This window comes from Citrobacter sp. Cf087, assembly GCF_030334285.1.
GTDB classification, from domain to species: domain Bacteria; phylum Pseudomonadota; class Gammaproteobacteria; order Enterobacterales; family Enterobacteriaceae; genus Citrobacter; species Citrobacter freundii.
Genome location: NZ_JAOWED010000017.1, coordinates 130,751 through 154,336, shown reverse-complemented (window position 1 = coordinate 154,336; position 23,586 = coordinate 130,751). Strand labels below are relative to the sequence as shown.

The window sequence follows — 23,586 nt, the reverse complement described above, 5'->3', positions numbered from 1 at the left end:
AATTGCAGAAAAATGACTGACTGCTGCATTCCACAGCAAAACCCCGCCTTATACCCATTTACGCACAGAGTTATCCACAATCGTAAGCAAATTATCTGTCAGCGTCCCTGAAAAAGGAGAGAACCGGTATGAAAACTTCTATATAGAAAGAAATTCACTCTACGCTATATAAAGAAGAAGGGCTGACAACTTAAGCTCCATAATCCCTACCACCTTTGAATTACGCCCCCCATCAGGCGATAATACCCGCACAAACCGTGATTTCAGGACCGTGATGAGACACTCACTGCAACGTACTGCTATACGCAAACGCCCGATGAAGCTTGGCACCACCGTGATCCTCATGGTTAGTGCAGTTCTCTTCTCCGTGCTGCTTGTCGTTCATCTGATTTATTTCTCGCAAATTAGCAACATGACGCGCGATGCGTTAGCGAGTAAAGCGCTTGCCGTCGCGCGAACGTTGGCCAACTCTCCGGAGATCCGCCAGGGACTAATGAAAAAGCCCGAGGAAAGCGGTATTCAGGCGATTGCCCAGGCGGTGAATAAGAGCAACGATTTTTTGTTCATCGTCGTCACCGATATGCAAAGCATTCGTTACTCCCATCCCGAAGCACAGCGAATCGGCCAGCCATTTAAAGGCGATGACATTTTGCTGGCCCTGCAAGGTAAAGAGAATGTCGCCATTAATCGCGGATTTCTGGCTAAAGCCCTACGGGTATTCACCCCTATATACGACGAACATCACCAGCAAATTGGCGTGGTGGCGATCGGTCTTGAGCTAAGCAGAGTTGCTGAACAGATCAATAACAGCCGCGGCAGCATCATCTGGTCAATCTTATTTGGCGTGCTGGTTGGGCTGCTCGGTACATGGATATTCGTTAAGGTCCTCAAGCGCATTCTGTTTGGTCTGGAACCTTATGAAATCTCCAATCTGTTCGAACAACGCCAGGCGATGCTGCACTCTATAAAGGAAGGTGTCATTGCCGTTGACGAGTGCGGTGAAGTGACGCCGATTAACCAAGCTGCGCAGGAGCTGCTGGATTATCACAAATCACAAGATGATGCCCAACTCTCCACGCTCAGCCATGCGTGGTCACAAGTGGTCGATTTTTCACAAGTACTACATGACGGAACGCCGCGCCGCGATGAAGAGATCATGGTGAAGGATCGGCTACTCTTAATTAACACGGTCCCGGTACTCAGCAACGGTAAAATCATCGGCGCCATTTCAACCTTCAGAGATAAGACTGAAGTCCGAAAGTTAATGCAACGCCTGGACGGTATGGTCAACTATGCCGATGCACTTCGTGAACGATCCCACGAATTCATGAATAAATTGCACGTGATTCTGGGATTATTGCATCTGAAAAGTTATAAGCAGCTTGAAAATTACATCCTAAAGACCGCGAACAATTATCAGGAAGAAATTGGCTCACTGTTAGGAAAAATAAAATCTCCGGTGATCGCAGGATTTTTACTCAGTAAGATTAATCGCACATCTGATTTAGGCCATAGCCTGGTCATCAGCAATGAAAGCCAGCTACCGGAGAATAACAACGAAGATCAGGTGGCGGTGCTGATTACCGTTCTGGGGAATCTGATTGAAAACGCCCTGGAGGCGCTAGGTCAAGAACCTGGTGGTGAGATCAGCGTATCCTTGCATTATCGACACGGCTGGTTGCATTGCGAAGTGAATGACGATGGTCCGGGGATCGCCCCCGAAAACATTGAGCACATCTTTGAGAAGGGCGTTTCGTCAAAAGGAACCGAACGGGGCGTAGGTTTAGCGCTTGTTAAACAACAGGTTGAAAACGTTGGCGGCAATATATCCGTCGAGTCTGAACCTGGGATCTTCACCCAATTTTTTGTACAGTTACCGTGGAATGGTGAGAGGGCCAGCAGATGATCAATGTCTTAATTGTCGATGACGATGCAATGGTAGCGGAATTAAACCGTCGTTATGTCGCGCAACTCTCCGGTTTTCACTGCTGCGGCACAGCCTCCACGCTGGAGAAAGCAAAAGAGATAATCTTTCATAGCGGTCATCATATCGATCTGATTTTGCTAGATATTTATATGCAAAAAGAAAACGGCCTGGACCTGCTACCGGTTCTGCACAGTGAAGGTTGCAAGTGCGATGTCATCGTCATCTCTTCTGCAGCCGATGCCACCACCATTAAAGATTCACTTCACTACGGCGTCGTTGACTACTTGATCAAACCTTTCCAGGCGTCCCGGTTTGAAGAGGCGCTCACCGGCTGGCTACAGAAAAAAACTGAGATGGAAAAGCATCAGTACTATGAACAGTCTGAGCTTGACCAGTTGATTCACGGCAGCTCCTCCAATGAACAAGAAACGCGGCGCTTACCCAAAGGATTAACGCCACAAACGTTACGCACGTTGTGCCAGTGGATTGATGAGCACCAGGATCAGGAGTTCTCCACGGATGAGCTGGCTAACGAGGTCAATATCTCGCGCGTCTCTTGCCGTAAATACCTTATCTGGCTCGTCAATTGTCACATCTTATTTACCAGCATCCATTATGGCGTGACCGGCAGACCTGTTTATCGTTATCGCGTGCAGGCTGAACACTACTCATTGCTTAAACAATATTGCCAATAAATACACTTGGGATTATTTGTTATTTGAAAGTAACAATTATTAAAATAATGAAAAATCCCTATTTCACCAGCTGACACTGCAAAATTATAAATTTGCGTTAGATCAAATATATTTGTATCCGGCATGTTAAATGTATTATTTTAATATTGACAAACATCACACTGTTTTTAATTTCAAAATCGCTAACAAAAGTTAATTAAGTATTATCTAACTCGCAGAGTGTGTATTTTTACCCATAAAGGATTAGTCTGAAATTAACCAGACATACAAAATCTAGACTGGTAGCAATGGAGACCATGCTACGTACCATGGACACCGTACATTTTTGTGAGCAAATAAAAGTATCCGCACGCCGACTTCATCACATCATGAAATGGCGTGACCGTGATCACATAAATAACCCACTCACTCATTCTGTCGGTGGTTCATGTAATAGCGGAAAACGCAAAATAGATAAATTACAGCGTCAACCGCGGCTCTCCATGTTCAGCTCTGCTTCCCATCGCCTGAGGATTCTCTCCTCTGATCAAAGCCACAGAAAAAACCAAATATCGCCATAACTTTAAAAAAAATTCTAGCAAGACATTTGAACATTAATCGCAAATACGGACATATCGAATACTGACCATTTTTTGATGCTTATTCTGGCAAAAAAGAATGTGGCACAGATCCATTTTTCAAAAAATTGACTGGGTTTTTCGCGAGGGTAAATAAAATGTTATTTAGTATACAACTTCTCATAATATTAATATGTTTGTTTTATGGTGCCAGAAAGGGCGGTATCGCGCTGGGTTTATTAGGCGGTATCGGCCTGGTCATTCTGGTTTTCGTTTTCCATCTCCAGCCGGGTAAACCACCTGTAGATGTCATGCTGGTTATTATTGCCGTGGTGGCCGCATCGGCAACCTTACAAGCCTCCGGCGGTCTTGACGTTATGCTGCAAATCGCTGAAAAGCTGCTGCGCCGTAACCCAAAATATGTTTCCATCGTCGCACCTTTCGTTACCTGCACCCTGACGATTCTCTGCGGTACAGGGCACGTGGTATACACCATCCTGCCAATCATTTATGACGTTGCCATTAAGAACAATATTCGCCCGGAACGTCCGATGGCGGCGAGTTCTATCGGTGCGCAGATGGGGATTATCGCCAGCCCGGTTTCTGTAGCCGTTGTGTCACTGGTAGCAATGCTGGGTAACGTAACGTTTGAAGGCAAGCATCTCGAATTCCTCGACCTGCTCAGCATCACCATCCCGTCTACCCTGTTGGGTATCCTGGCGATCGGTATCTTCAGTTGGTTCCGTGGTAAAGATCTGGATAAAGATGAAGAGTTCCAGAAGTTCATTTCTGTACCTGAAAACCACAACTATGTGTATGGCGATACCGCCACGCTGTTAGACAAAAAGCTGCCGAAAAGCAACTGGCTGGCCATGTGGATCTTCCTTGCCGCTATCGCCGTTGTTGCCGTACTCGGCGCGTTCTCTGAGCTGCGCCCTACCTTTAGCGGCAAACCACTGTCAATGGTGCTGGTTATCCAGATGTTCATGCTGCTGACCGGTGCGCTGATTATTATCCTGACGAAGACCAATCCCGCTTCAATATCTAAAAACGAAGTCTTCCGTTCCGGTATGATCGCGATTGTGGCGGTGTACGGTATTGCCTGGATGGCCGAAACAATGTTCGGCGCGCACATGACAGAAATCGAAGGTGTGCTGGGCAATATGGTGAAAGAGTATCCGTGGGCCTATGCAATTGTTCTGCTGCTGGTATCCAAATTTGTAAACTCCCAGGCAGCAGCGCTGGCAGCGATTGTTCCGGTCGCACTGGCAATCGGGGTTGATCCAGCGTACATCGTGGCTTCCGCTCCGGCATGTTACGGTTACTACATTCTGCCGACCTACCCGAGCGACCTGGCGGCTATTCAGTTTGACCGCTCTGGCACCACCCACATCGGCCGCTTCGTTATCAACCACAGCTTCATTCTGCCTGGTTTGATCGGCGTAAGCGTATCCTGTGTCTTTGGTTGGATCTTCGCCGCAATGTACGGTTTCCTGTAATCACAGTTCGCGTGCCGTCCGCGTTGGTACGGCACGCCACCATTAAGACACAGAGAATTTTAAAATTCCTGAGAAAAATGAAAAGGCTGGAAGCAAATGTCAAAAGTTGAATTCACTTACCAGGCGGCTTTCCCACTGGGGGAAGACAAAACTGAGTACTACCTGCTGACATCCGATCACGTCAGTGTCGGCGAGTTTGAAGGCGAAACAATCCTGAAAGTAGCTCCTGAAGCACTTACGCTACTGGCCCAACAAGCCTTCCACGATGCCTCCTTCATGCTCCGCCCAGAACACCAACAGCAAGTAGCCTCAATTCTCCATGATCCCGAAGCCAGCGAAAACGATAAGTACGTAGCGCTGCAGTTCCTGAGAAACTCCGAAATCGCCGCCAAAGGCGTGTTGCCAACCTGCCAGGACACCGGTACGGCAATTATCATGGGTAAAAAAGGTCAGCGCGTTTGGACCGGCGGCGGCGATGAAGCGGCCCTCTCCAAAGGCGTATTTAATACCTATATTGAAGATAACCTGCGCTACTCGCAAAACGCGGCGCTGGATATGTACAAAGAAGTGAATACCGGCACCAACCTGCCCGCACAAATCGATCTGTACAGCGTGGACGGTGACGAATACAAATTCCTGTGCGTGGCCAAAGGCGGCGGCTCAGCCAACAAAACCTATCTGTATCAGGAAACCAAAGCGCTGCTGACTCCCGGCAAACTGAAAAACTTCCTGGTTGAGAAAATGCGCACGCTGGGTACTGCAGCTTGCCCGCCGTATCACATCGCATTCGTCATTGGCGGGACGTCAGCGGAAAGTACCCTTAAAACGGTGAAACTGGCCAGCACACACTACTATGACGCGCTGCCGACTGAAGGTAATGCTCACGGCCAGGCGTTCCGCGATCTGCAACTAGAACAGGAACTGCTGATCGAGGCACAGAAACTCGGCCTTGGCGCTCAATTTGGCGGGAAATACTTCGCACATGATATCCGCGTGATCCGCCTGCCTCGCCACGGCGCATCCTGCCCGGTTGGTATGGGCGTTTCTTGCTCCGCAGACCGTAATATTAAAGCCAAGATTAACCGCGAAGGGATCTGGATTGAAAAACTGGAACATAACCCAGGTCAGTACATTCCGGAATCTCTGCGCCAGGCGGGTGAAGGTGAAGTGGTTAAAGTTGACCTTAACCGCCCGATGAAAGAGATCCTCGCCCAGCTCTCTCAGTACCCGGTTTCTACTCGTCTGTCACTGAGCGGTACTATCATTGTCGGTCGTGACATTGCCCACGCGAAGTTAAAAGAACGTATTGAGTCCGGCGAAGGTTTACCGCAGTACGTGAAAGATCATCCGATCTACTACGCGGGTCCGGCCAAAACGCCTGCAGGCTATCCGTCCGGTTCTTTAGGCCCAACCACCGCGGGTCGTATGGACTCCTACGTTGACCTGTTGCAGTCTCACGGCGGCAGCATGATCATGTTGGCGAAAGGTAACCGTAGCCAGCAGGTGACTGACGCCTGCCACAAACACGGCGGCTTCTACTTAGGCAGCATCGGTGGTCCGGCAGCGGTACTGGCGCAGCAGAGTATTAAGCATCTGGAATGCGTGGAATACCCGGAGCTGGGAATGGAAGCTATCTGGAAAATCGAAGTAGAAGATTTCCCTGCTTTCATCCTGGTCGATGACAAAGGCAACGATTTCTTCCAGCAAATCGTCAGCAAACAATGCGCTAACTGCGCGAAGTAACCCATTCGGCCCGGCACTGGACTGGCACTAAATTTTTGGCGTCAGTCCAGCGATCCCCCCGGGCCAACTTTATCCCCCCATTTACTGGTATTGAATTTTTGCCGTTCACAGGGAATAGTGACCTTTTCCATTACGTGTGAATTCGCAATGCTCCGCACTCTGAACCCCACAATCTTGCACACTGGCGCAGTATTCCTGGCGCTGATCCTTATCTACACCGGTATCTCTGCCTCGGAGAAAATCACCTGGCTGATGGAAGTCACGCCGGTCATTATTGTCGTCCCGCTGTTGCTGGCTACCATGAAGCAGTACCCATTGACGCCGCTGCTTTATACGTTGATTTTCTTGCACGCCATCATTCTGATGGTAGGCGGGATGTATACCTACGCCAAAGTTCCCGTCGGTTTTCAGGTTCAGGAATGGCTGGATCTCAGTCGTAACCCCTATGACAAGTTGGGTCACTTCTTCCAGGGGCTGGTACCAGCCCTGACGGCAAGAGAGATTTTAGTGCGCGGCAATATTGTCCGTGGTCGTAAGATGCTGGCATTTTTAGTCTGCTGCGTAGCACTGGCGATTAGCGCAATGTATGAACTGATCGAGTGGTGGGCAGCGCTGGCAATGGGACAAGGTGCGGAAGACTTCCTTGGCACGCAGGGTGACCCGTGGGATACCCAGTCGGACATGTTCTGCGCCCTGCTCGGCGCGTTAACAACGATCCTCGCGTTGGCAGGCTGGCACAATCGGCAGTTGAAAACGGCCGGAGAGCGCTAACGCTTCTCCGGCAATCTGCGCTACCTACTGCGATACTTGATAACCAGAATCGGCAAGGCGAACAACAGTGTCAGAAAGTTCGCCATGCTGACAGCGGTATCTTCAATCAATAACCCATAAGCCAGCCACAACACCAGCCCGCACACAAACATCACATACATTAAACCGGAGATACCCTGGGTGTTGCGGGTGGTAATAACCTTAATCGCCTGCGGCAAAAAAGAGAGCGTCGTCAGCGTTGCCGCCAGATAGCCAATCCAGGAATGCCACTCCATAGCTAGGCCTTCACATCGCTGGCCACTACCACCGGAATCTCCGGAGTATTCGACTGTTTGACGGGCGACGGCACTTTTCGGTACTTATCCAGCAGGTGGATCTGAATCTTACGCAGCATATCGCCATTCAACCGGTAGTAACGGAAATAGAGCACCAGTGTCACAACGAAAAAAAGCGTGGGCAGCGCGATCATGATGAACTGCATGCCGAGGATGGTCTCAGCAGATTGCGTCGCATTCGGAACATAACCAATCAATCCCAGCACCACCGCAATAAAGAAAGCGGAAAACGCCGAGCCACCTTTGACCACCATTGTCTGCACGGCATAGGCAATACTCTCGCAGCGGACGTTAAACTTGTATTCACCGTAATCTACGGTGTCCGCCACCATAATCACCTGCAGTACCCAGAACAGCGCCGTACCAATGTTCAGAAGGATCCCTGCGGTAACAATCAGGAAAGTATTGTGGAATGCCCCCAGAGCCATAATCAGCAATACGCCTGCGCTGAGAACTGGCATAACCGAAGCGCCAGCCCACAGTACCCGGCGAGAAAGCGCCTTTGACAGACGGGGAAAGAGAATCAATGTCAGCAAGTTAGCTGCTCCGGCATAGGAGAGGTAGTATGGGAAAAGGTCAGCATCACCCACCACGTAGGTGAAGTAGTAAATCGCAAAACCTGTAATGATATTGGACGCCACGTTGTAAGCCAGCGCCATCCCCAGCAGGCAGGAAAGCTGATCGTTTTTGTAGATAAGCGCAAGGATTGATTTCAGCGTCAGCCGGGTGCTGTCTGCGGTAGCTTCGCTGTCAGAGGAATACACTTCATGCACATTGCGCAAGGTTACGAGGGTAGAAACAATAAAAAATGCGATCAGCACCAGCGTAAACATCTGAAAACCGAACCCGCGATCCGCGCCGCCAACATAGTTTACAAAGGGTAGCGTCACGCCCGCGGTGACAAACCCTGCAAGGCTGGCGAAAAAACGAGGGAACGGCACCAGTTGTTCACGTTCGCGTTTATCCAGCGTAATCGTGGGGACCAGCGACCAGAATGGAATATCCATAATGGTGTAGGTCATCCCCCACAATATGTACGTCACGCAAACAAATACGACCTGCGCAGTACCCTCAAACAGATGTGCGCTAAAGAGCAAAAACAGCACCAACGAGTTCGCCAGCGTACCGAGTAAGATCCAGGGTTTAAATTTACCCCAACGCGACCGGGTGGCATTCACTATCCACCCCATCACCGGATCGTTAAACGCGTTCCATATTTTTGCCACCAGGAACAAGGTTCCAACGACGCCCACCGATAATCCCACCACGTCGGTGTAGTAATACATCAGGTACATGTACACAATACCGATAGCGAAATCCTTACCGAACGCTCCAAATCCGTAACTGAGTTTTGTTGTCAGAGAGATGCTCATAGGGTATCGGGTCGCTGTTACCAGCGCCCGCCTTCTGTAAGAGGAAACGTCAGAGGTTAAACGCCGGATGCTCTGCCCGGCGTGATTGAGTATTAACGGTGCAGCCAGGCCGGCAGCCAGTCGCCGTGAGACGCGATCAGGTCGTCCACCAGCGCATAAATCTCTTCAATCCCCAGTACCGCGGCGGTATGCGGATCCATCATCGCCGCGTGATAAACACGATCGCGGTTCTCCGTCAGGATGGCTTCCGTTAGCAGAGTCTGAACATTGATATTGGTTTGCATCATAGCCGCCAAATGTGACGGGAGAGCACCGACTTTCGTTGGCTGAATACCATTCGCATCAACCAGACAAGCGACTTCAACACAGCAACCTTGCGGCAGGTTATCGATCAGATTGTCATTGCGAACGTTGCCATACACGACGCTCGGTTCACCGGTCCAGATAGCGTTCATGATAGTGCTGGCATATTCGCGCGACGGTTTAATGTCGATCCGCTCAGCCGTTTTGTACTCTTCCAGCTCTTTTTTCCAGTTCGCCAACTGTTCCACACAACGTTTCGGATATTCATCCAATGGCACCTTATAGCGCTCAATCAGATCTTCACGCCCCGGTTTGATAAACCACGGCGTATATTCGGCGAAGTGTTCCGACGATTCGGTGACGAAATACCCCAGTTTTTTGAACATTTCATAGCGCACAATGTTCTGGCAACGGGTATTTCCGTGAATATTCGGTTTCGGCGCCTGACCGGATTCATAGGCCGCCAGCAGCTCCGGGTAGAGATTCACATAGGCGCCGTCCGCCGTTTTGCGCTCCAGCTCCAGATAAAATGCCATATGGTTGATCCCGGCACTGCGATAGCGCAAAGAGGCAGGGTCAATGTTCAGATCGCGGGCCAACTCCTCCGCCGTCCCCTGCACCGAATGACACAGCCCAACCTGCTTAATATGCGGATAGCGCGCATACATTGCCCAGGTGTTCATCGCCATCGGGTTAACGTAGTTAAGCATTGTGGCCTGCGGACAGACTTCGGTCATATCCTCACAAATCTGCCATAAATGCGGAATGGTGCGCAGCGCGCGCATAATGCCGCCCGGCCCCAGCGTGTCGGCAATCGTCTGCTCCAGACCATGGCGTTTACACACCGTAAAATCGGTGACGGTACAGGGTTCATAGCCGCCGATCTGGAAAGCGACCACCACAAAATCAGCATCCTGTAATGCTGCTTTTTGATCGGTATAGCAGGTGATTCGTCCAGACGCGCCCGCAGAATCCATCAACTTGCGCACAACAACGTGTGACTCTTCCAGACGCGTAGGATCGAGATCCATCAAGGCGATATGCGCAGATTTAAGCGCATCGCGGTGAAAGACGTCCCCAAGAATATTTTTGACGAAAATCGTGGAACCGGCGCCGATAAAGGTAATTTTGGGTGCAGACATCATGACTCTCCAGAACATTAGTAAACACAGTCATGGTGGCACAGCGTATAGCTGAAAACTTCCGACTTCTCTGCTGAGCATTCCCATAAACTCAGATCATCACTCTGCACCCTATTGGATCTGAGTTTATGGGACAAAATTACCCAAAAAGCAGAGTATGTGGCCGCAAAATGTCGCTATGCTCAATGGTAACGGTCCAATTTGTGTCCTGATTCTCAGCCTTAATACGTGTTAAATGACATGATTCTGATAATTCAGGAAATGGAGCAACCATGAGTACATTACCGACATCGCCTCTTCCTCCCGATCCGCACATGTGCAGTAGCGATGAAGAACAAACCCGCAGCCCGCTATCGCTGTACTCAGAATATCAACGGATGGATATCGAGTTGCGCTCACCGCATGCTATGCCAGCCAGCCATTGGCATGGGCAGGTGGAGATCAATGTGCCGTTTGATGGTGACGTCGAGTATCTGATCAACAACGAAGTCGTACAGATAAAACAGGGACACATCACGCTATTCTGGGCCTGCACACCGCATCAACTCACGCGTCCGGGCAGTTGCCAAAGTATGGCTATCTTCAATTTACCGATGCACCTTTTCCTCTCCTGGCCGCTGGATCGCGAGTTGATCAACCATGTTACCCATGGAATGGTCATCAAATCGCTGGCGTCGCAGCAGTTGAGCACCTTTGAAGTTCAGCGCTGGCAACAGGAACTGAACAACCCGAACGAACAAATTCGCCAGCTCGCCATTGATGAAATTGGTCTGATGCTCAAGCGGTTTAGCCTTTCCGGCTGGCAGCCTATACTCGTCAATAAAACCTCGCGGACCCACAAAAACAGCGTGTCTCGGCACGCCCAGTTTTACGTCAGCCAAATGCTGAGCTTTATTGCCGATAACTACGATCAGGCGCTCACCATCAACGACGTCGCGGAACACGTGAAGCTCAACGCCAACTACGCGATGGGGATTTTCCAACGCGTGATGCAACTCACCCTGAAGCAGTACATCACGGCAATGCGGATCAATCACGTCCGCGCATTGCTTAGCGATACCGATAAAACCATTCTCGACGTTGCGTTGACCGCCGGATTCCGTTCCAGCAGCCGTTTTTATGACACCTTCAGCAAGTTTGTCGGCATGTCGCCGCAGCAGTACCGCAAACTAAGCCAGCAGCATCGGCAAACAATGGCTGGTTGATATCATTCGGCCATATCAGTATCAGCCAAAAAAATATTCCCCCTGTCGATAAACGGTGGTGAAAAACCGCCAACAAGCAAACGTAACCATATGTTTAAAAACAAATTAAACATAAATCAGACTATTTTTCACCCGCTTTACAGCCCGTTTTGACAGGATAATACTTGCCTGCGTCACATTCATACGGTGTGTCTGCAATTCATAGATTGCAACCTTTCCACAACCGGGTAAAAGATGATGAAAGTATTAATTGTTGAAAGTGAGTTTCTGCATCAGGACACCTGGGTCGGTAGCGCTGTCGAACGTCTGGCTGACGCATTAAGCCGCCAAAATGTTACCGTCATTAAGTCCACCTCATTCGACGATGGCTACGCAATCCTCGCCGCCAATGAAGCCATTGATTGCCTGATGTTCAGCTATCAAATGGAACAACAAGACGAACACCTGAACGTCAGGCAATTGATCGGCAAGCTCCACGAGCGCCAGCAAAACGTTCCCGTATTCCTGCTGGGCGATCGCGAAAAAGCCACCGCATCGCTGGATCGCGACCTGCTGGAGCTTGTCGATGAATTCGCCTGGATTCTGGAGGACAGCGCTGACTTTATCGCTGGCCGTGCCATCGCAGCGATGACTCGCTATCGTCAGCAGTTGTTACCACCGCTGTTCAACGCCCTGATGAAATACAGCAATGTCCATGAGTATTCCTGGGCTGCACCGGGTCACCAGGGCGGTGTCGGTTTCACCAAAACACCTGCCGGTCGACTGTACCATGACTACTACGGTGAGAATCTCTTCCGTACCGACATGGGGATTGAACGTACCAATCTCGGTTCTTTACTCGACCATACAGGCGCATTTGGGGAAAGTGAAAAAAATGCTGCCCGCGTGTTCGGTGCCGACCGTTCCTGGTCCGTAGTGGTCGGGACTTCCGGCTCTAACCGCACCATCATGCAGGCCTGTATGACCGACAACGACGTCGTGGTGCTGGATCGTAACTGCCATAAATCCATCGAACAGGGGCTGATCCTCACCGGGGCAAAACCGGTGTACATGGTGCCAAGCCGCAACCGGTACGGCATTATCGGGCCTATCTACCCGCAAGAAATGCAGCCTGAAACTTTACAGAAAAAAATCAGCGAAAGCCCGCTGACCAAAGGCAAAGCTGGGCAAAAACCGTCTTACAGCGTTGTGACCAACTGTACCTACGACGGTGTTTGCTACAACGCCAAAGAGGCGCAGGATCTGCTCGCACAAACCAGCGATCGCATCCACTTCGATGAAGCCTGGTACGGCTATGCTCGCTTCAACCCAATTTATGCCGATCACTACGCCATGCGTGGCGCGCCGGGCGATCATAACGGTCCTACCGTTTTTGCCACCCACTCGACCCACAAACTGCTGAATGCGCTCTCTCAGGCATCTTACATTCACGTTCGTGAAGGTCGTGGGGCCGTGAACTTCTCCCGCTTTAACCAGGCGTACATGATGCACGCCACCACCTCTCCGCTGTATGCTATCTGCGCCTCAAACGACGTGGCGGTCTCCATGATGGACGGTAACAGCGGCCTGTCGCTCACTCAGGAAGTGATCGACGAAGCAGTCGATTTCCGTCAGGCCATGGCACGGTTGTACAAAGAGTTCACCGCCGAAGGCGACTGGTTCTTCAAACCGTGGAACAAAGAAGTGGTAACCGATCCGCAGACCGGTAAAACCTATGACTTTGCCGACGCGCCAGCCACATTGCTGGCTACCGATCAGAACTGCTGGGTGATGCGTCCGGGTGAATCCTGGCACGGCTTTAAAGACCTGCCGGATAACTGGAGCATGCTGGACCCGATCAAAGTCAGCATTCTGGCACCGGGGATGGGCGACGATGGCGAACTGGAAGAGAACGGCGTACCGGCTGCACTGGTTACCGCCTGGCTTGGCCGCCACGGCATCGTGCCGACCCGAACCACCGATTTCCAGATTATGTTCCTGTTCTCAATGGGGATTACCCGCGGGAAATGGGGCACACTGATCAACACGCTGTGCTCTTTCAAACACCATTACGATGCCAATACCCCGCTGGCACAGGTGATGCCAGAACTGGTTGAGGAACATCCTGACACTTATGCCAACATGGGTATTCACGATCTGGGCGACACCATGTTCGCCTGGCTGAAAGAGAACAACCCAGGCAGCCGTCTCAATGCAGCCTACTCCGGTCTGCCGGATGCGGATATTACTCCGCGTGACGCTTACAACGCGATAGTCAGTGACAACGTTGAGATGGTGGCGATTGAAAATCTGGCGGGACGTATTGCGGCAAACTCCGTGATCCCTTACCCACCGGGAATTCCGATGCTGCTGTCCGGTGAAAACTTTGGCGATGCCAACAGCCCGCAAATTGGGTACCTGCGTTCGTTGCAGTCCTGGGACCACCACTTCCCTGGATTTGAACATGAAACCGAAGGAACGGAAATTATTGACGGTGTTTATCACGTTATGTGCGTGAAAGCATAAGGTCTCTTTTTAGATAGTCCGATATTTAAGGTAGACATGTCATTCTTGAGTAATTCCTGAGTATTGCTGCAAAACAATAACACTGTCATACCTTTTTGCGCGGGACCACCCCGCGCTTTTTTTATACGCAAATAGCATCTTTCCACTTGCGTAAAAAAATGTGTACATAAGAAAAATCCCACCAAACATTGTAATTAATTTCAGACACGTTATTTTATTGCGGTCCTGGTTTCATCATACAATTTCAATTTAGCCGATTTGGCTCATCTGATGTTGAGCTACGGTGTTTTTTCATATTCCTGGAGTTGGGTATGAAGCTTTGCAGCAAAGAAGCTTGTGTTGTTGTATTAACGGAGAAGGATGTTTGGTTAAGGATTAACGGTAAAGACGCCATCAGTTTAAAAGCTAATCATATGGCACTGGTGGCATGCGATAATAATATTATCGATTTTTCATCACTTAATAACGCATTGGTTGTACATATTAGCCGCGATATCATTAAAGACTATCTGCGCTTTTTAAATAAAGACCTTTCACAGATCCCACTCTGGCAACGCAGTGCCAGCCCAGTGATGACCTCAGCGTGTCTGACGCCGGATGTCTTCAGGGTGGCTGCCCAACATAGCGTAATGGACACAGTGAACGAAGCTGAAAGAGAGCGTACGCGCTCGCTACTGTTCACGGTGTTATCACGCTTTCTCGACAGCAAAAAGTTTATCTCTTTGCTCATGTATATGCTGCGCAACTGTATCAGCGACAGCGTTTATCACATTATTGAGAGCGATATACATAAAGACTGGAATTTAAGCATGGTTGCCAGTTGCTTATGCCTGAGTCCCAGTTTGTTAAAGAAAAAGCTCAAAAGTGAAAATACAAGTTACAGCCAAATAATTACCACCTGTCGCATGCGATATGCCGTCAATCAATTACTGATGGACGGCAAAAACATTTCCCAGGTCTCTCAACTATGTGGATATAACAGTACCTCATACTTTATCTCCGTATTCAAAGAGTTCTATGGGATGACGCCTCTGCATTATGTTAGTCAACATAGGGAGCCATCCGCCGCCTGATTTTTAATCAGTTAGCGATAAGCCATAATAATATCAGCATTAGCGATACCCCAGCTCCGCCATCATTAAACAGACTTTTGACGAGGTATGATAAGGCGTCATTTATCCTTATCAGGAGTTAGAAAATATGTCGACGGATGCTGATGCTCACAAAGTGGGCTTAATCCCCGTCACCCTTATGGTGTCGGGGAATATTATGGGTTCCGGTGTATTCCTGCTACCCGCAAACCTTGCGTCAACTGGCGGGATTGCAATCTACGGATGGTTGGTCACGATTATCGGTGCTCTGGCACTGTCGATGGTGTACGCCAAAATGTCGTCCTTAGACTCCAGTCCCGGTGGTTCTTATGCTTACGCCCGCCGCTGCTTCGGTCCTTTTTTGGGCTACCAGACCAACGTGCTGTACTGGCTGGCCTGCTGGATTGGTAACATCGCCATGGTGGTCATTGGCGTCGGTTACCTGAGCTACTTCTTCCCCATCTTAAAAGATCCGCTGGTCCTGACGCTGACCTGTGTCGTAGTGCTGTGGATCTTCGTATTACTGAACATTGTCGGACCGAAAATGATCACCCGCGTGCAGGCCGTCGCAACGGTACTGGCGCTGGTACCAATTGTCGGGATTGCCGTCTTCGGCTGGTTCTGGTTCCGCGGTGAAACCTATATGGCGGCCTGGAACGTCAGCGGCATGAACACCTTCGGCGCGATTCAAAGCACTCTGAATGTTACCTTATGGTCATTTATCGGGGTAGAAAGCGCCTCCGTCGCGGCTGGCGTGGTTAAAAACCCCAAACGTAACGTACCTATCGCCACCATGGGCGGCGTGCTGATTGCCGCTGTTTGCTACGTGCTCTCCACCACCGCGATCATGGGTATGATCCCTAACGCGGCGCTACGTGTTTCAGCCTCTCCGTTCGGTGATGCCGCACGCATGGCGCTGGGTGACACCGCAGGGGCAATTGTCTCCTTCTGTGCTGCGGCCGGGTGTCTTGGTTCTCTGGGCGGCTGGACGCTGCTTGCCGGGCAAACCGCCAAAGCCGCAGCCGATGACGGCCTGTTCCCACCGATTTTTGCCCGCGTGAACAAAGCCGGTACACCAGTGGCCGGGTTAATTATCGTCGGCATTCTGATGACCATCTTCCAGTTCAGCAGCATGTCGCCGAACGCAGCGAAAGAGTTTGGTCTGGTCTCTTCGGTCTCCGTTATCTTCACCCTGGTGCCGTATCTGTACACCTGCGCCGCGCTGCTGCTGCTCGGCCATGGTCACTTTGGTAAAGCACGCCCGATGTACTTACTGGTGACCTTTATCGCCTTTGTCTACTGCATCTGGGCGGTTGTCGGTTCCGGAGCCAAAGAAGTGATGTGGTCGTTCGTCACGTTGATGATCATCACCGCGCTGTACGCACTGAACTACAACCGGATCCATAAAAACCCGTATCCACTGGATGCCCCGGTAAACAATAACTAACACCAACAATCGTCGTGGCCCGATGGCGTAAGTTCATCGGGCCAACGTTCTCCCACCGCTCTTCGAAAAATCAACATTAAGAACTTAAGGTTGGCTTAATTTTACTTTGAGAGGATTTGCGCCACATAGTCGATGGAACCCCCTTAATGTTAAAGCTCTTGTTTAAAAGGCCCACTCTCGGGCTAATCAGCTGGCTTCTGCTGATCTCATTTTATCTTGCGACCTTCCTGAACATTGCGTTCTATAAACAAGTGCTGCAAGACCTGCCTCTGAACTCTGTGCGTAACGTGCTGGTGTTTTTATCAATGCCGGTGGTCGCGTTCAGCGTCATGAACATTGTGCTGACACTGGCCTCATTCCTGTGGCTTAATCGCCTGGTGGCGTGCATTTTCATTTTGGTTGGCGCATCGGCCCAATATTTCATCATGACCTACGGCATCATCATCGACCGCTCAATGATCGCCAATATGATGGACACCACCCCCGCCGAAACCTTTGCTTTGCTGACGCCACAACTGCTCATCACGCTCGGAGTGAGCGGCATTCTGGCCGCACTTATTGCCTGCTGGGTAAAAATCAAACCGATCACGTCTGTCATGCGCAGCATACTGTTCCGTGGCGCGAACATTCTGATCTCCGCACTGCTGATCGTGCTGGTCGCTGCGTTCTTCTATAAAGATTACGCTTCACTGTTTCGCAACAACAAAGAACTGGTGAAATCCCTCAGTCCATCCAACAGCATTGTGGCGACGTCATCCTGGTATTCACACCAGAGGCTGGCCCACCTGCCGCTGGTACGCATTGGCGAAGATGCACACCGCAATCCGTTGATGGTGAAAGAAAAGCGTAAGAACCTGACGATTGTGGTTCTCGGCGAGACTTCACGTGGCGATAACTTCTCGCTGTCAGGCTATTCGCGCCAGACCAACCCACTGCTGGAAAAAGATAATGTGGTCTATTTCCCCCGCACAACGTCCTGCGGAACGGCAACGGCAGTATCAGTACCCTGCATGTTCTCGGATATGCCACGTGCGCACTACGACGAAGAACTGGCGCAGCATCAGGAAGGCGTGCTCGACATTATTCAACGGGCGGGAATTAACGTTCTGTGGAACGATAACGACGGCGGCTGCAAAGGGGCTTGCGACCGGGTTCCACACCAGAATATGACTATGCTGAACCTGCCGGGGCAGTGTATTGACGGTGAATGCTACGATGAAGTCCTGTTCCACGGGCTGGAAGAGTACATTAATAACCTGAAAGGCGACGGCGTGATTGTGTTGCATACCATCGGCAGCCACGGTCCGACCTATTACAACCGCTATCCTGCGCAGTTTAAGAAATTTACGCCAACCTGCGATACCAATGAAATCCAGACCTGTTCACAGCAACAGTTGGTCAATACTTACGACAACACTATTCTTTACGTTGACTATATTGTTGATAAAGCAATCAATATACTGAAAGAGCACCAGGATAATTTTACCACCAGCCTGGTCTATCTTTCCGATCACGGCGAATCCTTAGGAGAAAATGGCGTCTATTTGCACGGCCTGCCGTATTCGATTGCACCTGATACGCAAAAACATGTGCCGATGCTGCTGTGGCTCTCCGAGGATTATCAGCAACGCTATCAGGTCTCTCAGACATGTTTGCAAAAACGGGCAAGCTCAGAAGATTTCTCACAGGATAATCTCTTCTCAACCCTGCTGGGATTAACGGGCGTACAAACACAGAAATATCAGGCGGCGGATGATATTCTGCAGCCCTGCCGGGGAGGCTAAACGAATGAAAATCCTGATTGTTGAAGATGATACGTTGTTATTACAGGGACTGATACTCGCCGCGCAAACAGAAGGCTACGCCTGCGACGGCGTATCCACGGCCCGCGCAGCGGAGCAGTGTCTGGAGAGCGGACATTACAGTCTGGTGGTCCTCGACCTGGGCTTACCGGATGAAGACGGCCTGCACTTTCTGAACAGAATCAGACAGAAAAAATACACCGTGCCGGTACTTATCCTCACCGCCCGCGACACGGTGAAAGACCGTGTCAGCGGACTGGACGTGGGTGCTGATGACTATCTGGTCAAACCGTTCGCACTGGAAGAACTGCACGCCCGCATCCGGGCGCTGCTGCGTCGGCATAACAATCAGGGTGAAAGTGAACTCATTGTCAGCAACCTGACGCTGAATATCGGTCGGCGCCAGGTGTGGATGGACGGGCAAGAGGTTATCTTAACGCCAAAAGAATACGCACTCCTGTCGCGCCTGATGCTCAAAGCGGGCAGCCCAGTACACCGGGAAATTTTGTATAACGACATCTACAGCTGGGATAACGAACCGTCGACCAATACGCTGGAAGTGCACATTCACAATCTGCGCGACAAAGTCGGAAAATCTCGCATCCGCACGGTCAGGGGATTTGGCTATATGCTGGTTGCCACTGAGGAAAGCTAAGTGAAGCTGCTGCAATATCTAAAACAACCGCTCCCGCTTCGTCATCGCCTGATGCTGACGATTGGTCTTATTCTGCTGGTCTTTCAGCTGATTAGCACTTTCTGGTTGTGGCATGAAAGTACCGAGCAAATACAGTTATTCGAACAGGCATTGCGCGAAAATCGCAACAACGATCGCCACATCATGCATGAGATCCGCGAGGCCATCGCCAGTCTGATCGTCCCCGGCATCTTTATGGTCAGCCTGGCGCTGCTGATTTGCTACCAGGCAGTGCGACGTATTACTCGTCCGCTGGCAGATCTGCAAAAAGAGCTGGAGGCGCGGGCAGCCGATAACCTGACCCCGATTGAAATTCACAGCTCAACCATTGAGATCCAGGCGGTTGTCTCCGCGCTCAACGACCTGGTAACGCGGCTAACCAGCACGATTGAAAACGAACGCTTATTTACCGCCGATGTCGCTCACGAACTGCGCACACCGCTGTCAGGCGTGCGCCTGCATCTGGAATTATTATCCAAAACCCATAAGGTCGACGTTTCGCCGCTAATTGCCCGGCTAGATCAAATGATGGACAGCGTATCGCAACTGCTGCAACTCGCCCGCGTCGGACAGTCGTTTTCGGCCGGGAGCTACCAGCATGTCAAGCTGCTGGAGGATGTTATTCTGCCCTCCTACGATGAACTCAGCACCATGCTGGACCAACGTAAACAGACGCTGCTCCTGCCACAAAGCGCGGCGGACGTTGTCGTGCCTGGTGATGTTACGCTGTTGCGGATGCTACTACGAAATCTGGTGGAAAACGCGCATCGTTACAGCCCGGAAGGCACCCATATTACGATTAGCCTGAACACAGAGCAGGATGCCGTCCTTGCCGTTGAAGATGAAGGGCCGGGCATTGATGAAAGTAAATGCGGGGAGTTGAGTAAAGCGTTTGTGCGTATGGACAGCCGCTTTGGCGGAATTGGACTGGGGCTGAGCATTGTCAGTCGCATCACCCAGTTACATCAAGGGCATTTCTATTTGCAAAATCGCCAGGGAGCCAACGGCACTCGCGCATGGGTGGAATTGGCGAAAATTCAGTAAGAGCTCACCCATACATACAAAAAGCTGCTGACGATCAGCAAACTGCACACGGTGGTCAAACTTTCATAAATACGGGTTTTCATGACACTCTCCTCCGAAACTATGGAGGAGAGTTTGCCTGAAGGATATTAAGCCAACCTTAAGGCCACGCGCCGGATGGCGGCTGACGCCTTATCCGGCCTACAAAGTACAATGCTACCCGTAGGCCTAAAAGCTGCGTGCCATCAGGCAATGACACGATTACTCATCAATACGCGGATGCTGCTGCACCAGACGCGTGCGCTTAACCTGTAGTTCAGCAATTTCCTGATCGATATCTTCGATTTTCTGTTCAATGTTATCGTAGTGTTCGCCGAGGATCTCTTTCGCTTCCTGAATATCCGAAGCGGCAGGCGTGGCCCCTTTCAGCGGCTGATTGGCGGTCTCTTTCATGGTCACGCCGGTAATTAAACCAACCACCGCAATCACCATCAGATAATAAGCAGGCATCATCAGATTCTGCGAGCTTTCCACCAGCCATGCGGCCAATGTCGGAGTCAAACCAGCAATCAATACCGAGATATTAAACGCGGCGGCCAGTGCACTGTAGCGAATATGCGTCGGGAACATCGCCGGTAACGTTGACGCCATCACCCCGGTAAAGCAGTTGAGGATCACCGCCAACATCAGCAACCCGGCGAAAATCAGACCGATAACATTACTGTTAATCAGGATAAATGCCGGAATCGCCAGCACAAACAGCGCAATACTGCCCATGATCACAAACGGACGGCGCCCGAAGCGGTCGCTGAGCAACCCCATAATCGGCTGCACAAACAGCATACCAATCATGATGGCGATAATAATCAACACACCGTGGTCTTCGGAGTAATGCAGGTTATGCGACAGGTAGCTCGGCATATAGGTGAGCAGCATGTAGTAGGTGACGTTGGTAGCAATCACCAGACCAACACATGCCAACAAGCTGCGCCAGTGCTTAGTCGCAATCTCTTTAAACGAAACCTTCGGACCTTCCTGTAGACCCTGACGATCGCCCTGCTCCAGTTTATCCACGTGCTGCTGGAACGCCGGCGTCTCTTCCAGCGCATGACGCAGGTACAGACCAATCAGCCCTAACGGTAGCGCCAGGAAGAACGGAATACGCCAGCCCCAGTCAAGGAAATTTTCCTCGCCGACGACGGTTGAAATCAGAACCACTACGCCCGCACCCAGCACAAACCCGGCAATCGAGCCGAAGTCCAGCCAACTGCCCATAAATCCACGCTTACGGTCCGGCGAATATTCCGCGACAAAAATCGACGCCCCGGTGTACTCTCCGCCGACCGAGAATCCCTGTGCCATCTTACACAGCAGCAGCAGAATCGGCGCCCAGATACCAATTGAGGCATACGAGGGAATAAGACCGATACAGAAGGTACTTATCGACATAATCACAATGGTGATAGCCAGTATCTTCTGACGACCGTATTTATCGCCGAGCATACCGAAGAACAATCCGCCAAGCGGTCGAATCAGAAAGGGAACAGAGAAGGTGGCGAGTGCAGCAACCATCTGCACGCTGGGGTCAGCCCCCGGGAAGAACACTTTACCTAATGCGTAAGCAACAAATCCATAAACACCAAAATCGAACCATTCCATCGCATTACCTAACGACGCTGCGGTAATGGCTTTTCGCAATTTACCGTCATCAATGATGGTAACGTCGCGCAGCGTTATCGGTTTTATTTTTTTCCTTTTTAGCATACTCGTCCTCATAGACTTAGCCCTGTCACGCTCCAGTTCGAATCCCCCAACGCCCATGCGTCAAGGTCATCACCGAGCGGGGAACGCACAGGCGCATTCCCTGTAACAAGCGTAGCAGGTTTACTTACACTGACGAGAAACGCACAGTACAACCGAACCTGTTGACGCCTGATTGGGCGGTTAATGACCTCTTTACCCTAACAGTGTTTAAATTTGTGATCAACTTCACATATAGTTTTTCATTTCGTCAACATGCGTAAATTAGGTCATTCTTAGTCATCTTTTTTACATGTAACGCTTGCGATTTACTGACAATTAAATACAAGAATAAATCGCTTTATTGCACCAACAATCACAGCGGTCATTATTATTCTGCTAGCAAAAAAACACCTAATCCCTTCACAAAAAGATCACAGCTTTTTTAATAATCAGAGTGACCGGGAACTTTTGCTCGGAATATGTGATGAAGATAACTAAAACATCGTTTTATTTTGATTGAATCAATGTTCCCATGAATGCAAACTAATTCCAGACGCAATATCCCTGGGAGCAGCAACACGCTCAACGTATGCCGCGTTAGATTTTATAAAACAAAGAGATAGCGAGTTTCTTTGTTAAGAAAAACCAGTAACCAGTTGAATTTATTAATTTTTACTCTCTTGCGCTAGTATTAGCGGCGACAAGACATGAGGACGTTTATGAAAATTAAAGCCACGATTGAACGCATCCCCGGCGGAATGATGTTGATTCCTCTGTTATTAGGCGCAGTGTTAAATACGTTAGCTCCGGATACCGGTGCGTATTTCGGTTCGTTTACCAAAGGAATGATCAGCGGAACGGTACCGATTCTGGCAGTGTGGTTTTTTTGTATCGGCGCATCTATTGATTTACGGGCAACCGGCACGGTATTACGCAAGTCCGGTACGCTGGTAATAACCAAAATAGCCGTGGCGTGGGTAGTGGCAATGATTGCGGCTTCATTCATTCCTGATACCGGTATTCAAACCGGGTTCTTTGCAGGCCTCTCAGTTTTGGCAATTGTCTCCGCCATGGACATGACCAACGGTGGTTTGTACGCCAGCCTGATGAACCAGTACGGCACCAAAGAAGAGTCTGGCGCATTTGTGTTGATGTCTCTGGAATCCGGCCCGTTAATGACCATGGTGATCCTCGGCTCCGCGGGTCTGGCCTCCTTCGAGCCACACCATTTTATCGGCGCGGTATTACCGTTCCTGATTGGCTTTACATTAGGCAACCTGGATCATGACCTGCGTTCTTTCTTCAGCAAAGCCACACCGGTGCTGATCCCGTTCTTCGGCTTCGCATTGGGTAACACCATTAACCTGAGCGTAATCGTTGATACCGGTCTGCTGGGTATCTTGCTGGGTGTCGCGGTTATCGTCATCACCGGTATCCCGCTGATTATTGCAGACCGTGTTATTGGTGGCGGGAACGGTACGGCAGGCGTGGCAGCCTCTTCAGCAGCAGGCGCTGCGGTGGCAAACCCGGTGATTATCGCCCAGATTAACCCGGCGTTCGAACCGGTTGCCGCATCCGCTACGGCGCTGGTTGCCGCCAGCGTAATTGTCACCGCCATTCTGGTGCCGATTATCACCGCGCTGTACGCCAAACGTTTTAATAAAAACCTGGTCGCCAACGAGACGGTGTCCACCCCGGCAGACTCTCTGCACCATTAACTCTGTCTTAGCC

18 protein-coding genes are annotated in these 23,586 nt (G+C 50.5%); 13 read left to right on the top strand and 5 right to left on the bottom strand.

Features of this window, described 5'->3' with window-relative positions; translation table 11 throughout:
- The first annotated feature begins 274 nt into the window (after nucleotides 1–274).
- The 5 genes from OGV57_RS00765 (at nucleotide 275) to OGV57_RS00745 (ending at nucleotide 7,192) form a co-directional block, all read left to right on the top strand.
- Nucleotides 275–1,906: a sensor histidine kinase gene (locus OGV57_RS00765; protein ID WP_286530646.1), complete on the top strand. Its 1,632-nt coding sequence runs from the start codon at nucleotides 275–277 to the stop codon at nucleotides 1,904–1,906.
- Nucleotides 1,903–2,622: a two-component system response regulator DcuR gene (dcuR, locus tag OGV57_RS00760; protein ID WP_003031875.1), complete on the top strand. Its 720-nt coding sequence runs from the start codon at nucleotides 1,903–1,905 to the stop codon at nucleotides 2,620–2,622. The genes OGV57_RS00765 and dcuR overlap by 4 nt, the downstream gene beginning before the upstream one ends.
- Before the next feature lie 715 nt (nucleotides 2,623–3,337).
- Nucleotides 3,338–4,678, top strand: coding sequence for an anaerobic C4-dicarboxylate transporter DcuB (gene dcuB / locus OGV57_RS00755; protein WP_003031873.1), 1,341 nt, complete (start codon nucleotides 3,338–3,340; stop codon nucleotides 4,676–4,678).
- A 96-nt stretch (nucleotides 4,679–4,774) separates the two neighbouring features.
- Nucleotides 4,775–6,421, top strand: coding sequence for a class I fumarate hydratase FumA (gene fumA, locus OGV57_RS00750; RefSeq protein ID WP_003031871.1), 1,647 nt, complete (start codon nucleotides 4,775–4,777; stop codon nucleotides 6,419–6,421).
- Between the two features lie 147 nt (nucleotides 6,422–6,568).
- On the top strand, nucleotides 6,569–7,192 hold the full coding sequence (locus OGV57_RS00745) for a DUF2238 domain-containing protein (RefSeq protein ID WP_003031870.1): 624 nt from the start codon (nucleotides 6,569–6,571) through the stop codon (nucleotides 7,190–7,192).
- 20 nt (nucleotides 7,193–7,212) lie between these two features.
- On the opposite strand, the gene OGV57_RS00740 is transcribed toward OGV57_RS00745, so the two are convergent.
- The 3 genes from OGV57_RS00740 to melA form a co-directional block, all read right to left on the bottom strand.
- Nucleotides 7,213–7,467, bottom strand: a complete 255-nt coding sequence (locus tag OGV57_RS00740) for a SemiSWEET transporter (protein ID WP_003031867.1) — start codon at nucleotides 7,465–7,467, stop codon at nucleotides 7,213–7,215.
- Between the two features lie 2 nt (nucleotides 7,468–7,469).
- The gene (melB, locus tag OGV57_RS00735) at nucleotides 7,470–8,900 is read right to left on the bottom strand and encodes a melibiose:sodium transporter MelB (RefSeq protein WP_032948355.1); all 1,431 of its coding nucleotides are present in this window, start codon (nucleotides 8,898–8,900) and stop codon (nucleotides 7,470–7,472) included.
- A 92-nt stretch (nucleotides 8,901–8,992) separates the two neighbouring features.
- Nucleotides 8,993–10,348 carry an alpha-galactosidase gene (melA, locus tag OGV57_RS00730; RefSeq protein ID WP_003031864.1) on the bottom strand — a complete coding sequence of 452 codons (1,356 nt, stop codon included), beginning with the start codon at nucleotides 10,346–10,348 and terminating at the stop codon, nucleotides 8,993–8,995.
- Nucleotides 10,349–10,617: 269 nt separating this feature from the next.
- Between melA and melR the strand changes: the two genes are divergently transcribed.
- From melR to pmrB, 7 genes are all read left to right on the top strand, one after another.
- Complete coding sequence (melR, locus tag OGV57_RS00725; protein WP_003841146.1) at nucleotides 10,618–11,550, top strand: transcriptional regulator MelR; 933 nt, start codon at nucleotides 10,618–10,620, stop codon at nucleotides 11,548–11,550.
- A 237-nt stretch (nucleotides 11,551–11,787) separates the two neighbouring features.
- Nucleotides 11,788–14,055: an arginine decarboxylase gene (gene adiA, locus OGV57_RS00720; RefSeq protein WP_008321469.1), complete on the top strand. Its 2,268-nt coding sequence runs from the start codon at nucleotides 11,788–11,790 to the stop codon at nucleotides 14,053–14,055.
- 311 nt (nucleotides 14,056–14,366) lie between these two features.
- Nucleotides 14,367–15,128: an AraC family transcriptional regulator gene (locus OGV57_RS00715; RefSeq protein ID WP_044702149.1), complete on the top strand. Its 762-nt coding sequence runs from the start codon at nucleotides 14,367–14,369 to the stop codon at nucleotides 15,126–15,128.
- Nucleotides 15,129–15,255: 127 nt separating this feature from the next.
- Nucleotides 15,256–16,593 (top strand): arginine/agmatine antiporter, encoded by a 1,338-nt coding sequence (gene adiC / locus OGV57_RS00710; RefSeq protein ID WP_003031853.1) that lies wholly within the window; start codon nucleotides 15,256–15,258, stop codon nucleotides 16,591–16,593.
- 146 nt (nucleotides 16,594–16,739) lie between these two features.
- Nucleotides 16,740–18,377 (top strand): phosphoethanolamine transferase EptA, encoded by a 1,638-nt coding sequence (eptA, locus tag OGV57_RS00705; protein ID WP_054527976.1) that lies wholly within the window; start codon nucleotides 16,740–16,742, stop codon nucleotides 18,375–18,377.
- Nucleotides 18,378–18,381: 4 nt separating this feature from the next.
- Nucleotides 18,382–19,050 (top strand): two-component system response regulator PmrA, encoded by a 669-nt coding sequence (pmrA, locus tag OGV57_RS00700; protein WP_003031849.1) that lies wholly within the window; start codon nucleotides 18,382–18,384, stop codon nucleotides 19,048–19,050.
- A complete protein-coding gene (pmrB, locus tag OGV57_RS00695; RefSeq protein ID WP_003844779.1) occupies nucleotides 19,051–20,133 on the top strand; it encodes a two-component system sensor histidine kinase PmrB in 1,083 nt (360 codons plus the stop codon).
- On the opposite strand, the gene pmrR is transcribed toward pmrB, so the two are convergent.
- Together pmrR and proP are read right to left on the bottom strand one after the other, a co-directional pair.
- Nucleotides 20,127–20,216, bottom strand: a complete 90-nt coding sequence (gene pmrR, locus OGV57_RS00690; protein ID WP_008321468.1) for an LpxT activity modulator PmrR — start codon at nucleotides 20,214–20,216, stop codon at nucleotides 20,127–20,129. The two genes, pmrB and pmrR, sit on opposite strands and share 7 nt — an antisense overlap.
- Before the next feature lie 157 nt (nucleotides 20,217–20,373).
- A complete protein-coding gene (gene proP / locus OGV57_RS00685; protein WP_044702152.1) occupies nucleotides 20,374–21,876 on the bottom strand; it encodes a glycine betaine/L-proline transporter ProP in 1,503 nt (500 codons plus the stop codon).
- A gap of 698 nt (nucleotides 21,877–22,574) precedes the next feature.
- Here proP and kdgT point away from each other — a divergent pair.
- On the top strand, nucleotides 22,575–23,573 hold the full coding sequence (gene kdgT, locus OGV57_RS00680) for a 2-keto-3-deoxygluconate transporter (protein ID WP_003031841.1): 999 nt from the start codon (nucleotides 22,575–22,577) through the stop codon (nucleotides 23,571–23,573).
- The last annotated feature ends 13 nt before the right edge of the window (nucleotides 23,574–23,586 follow it).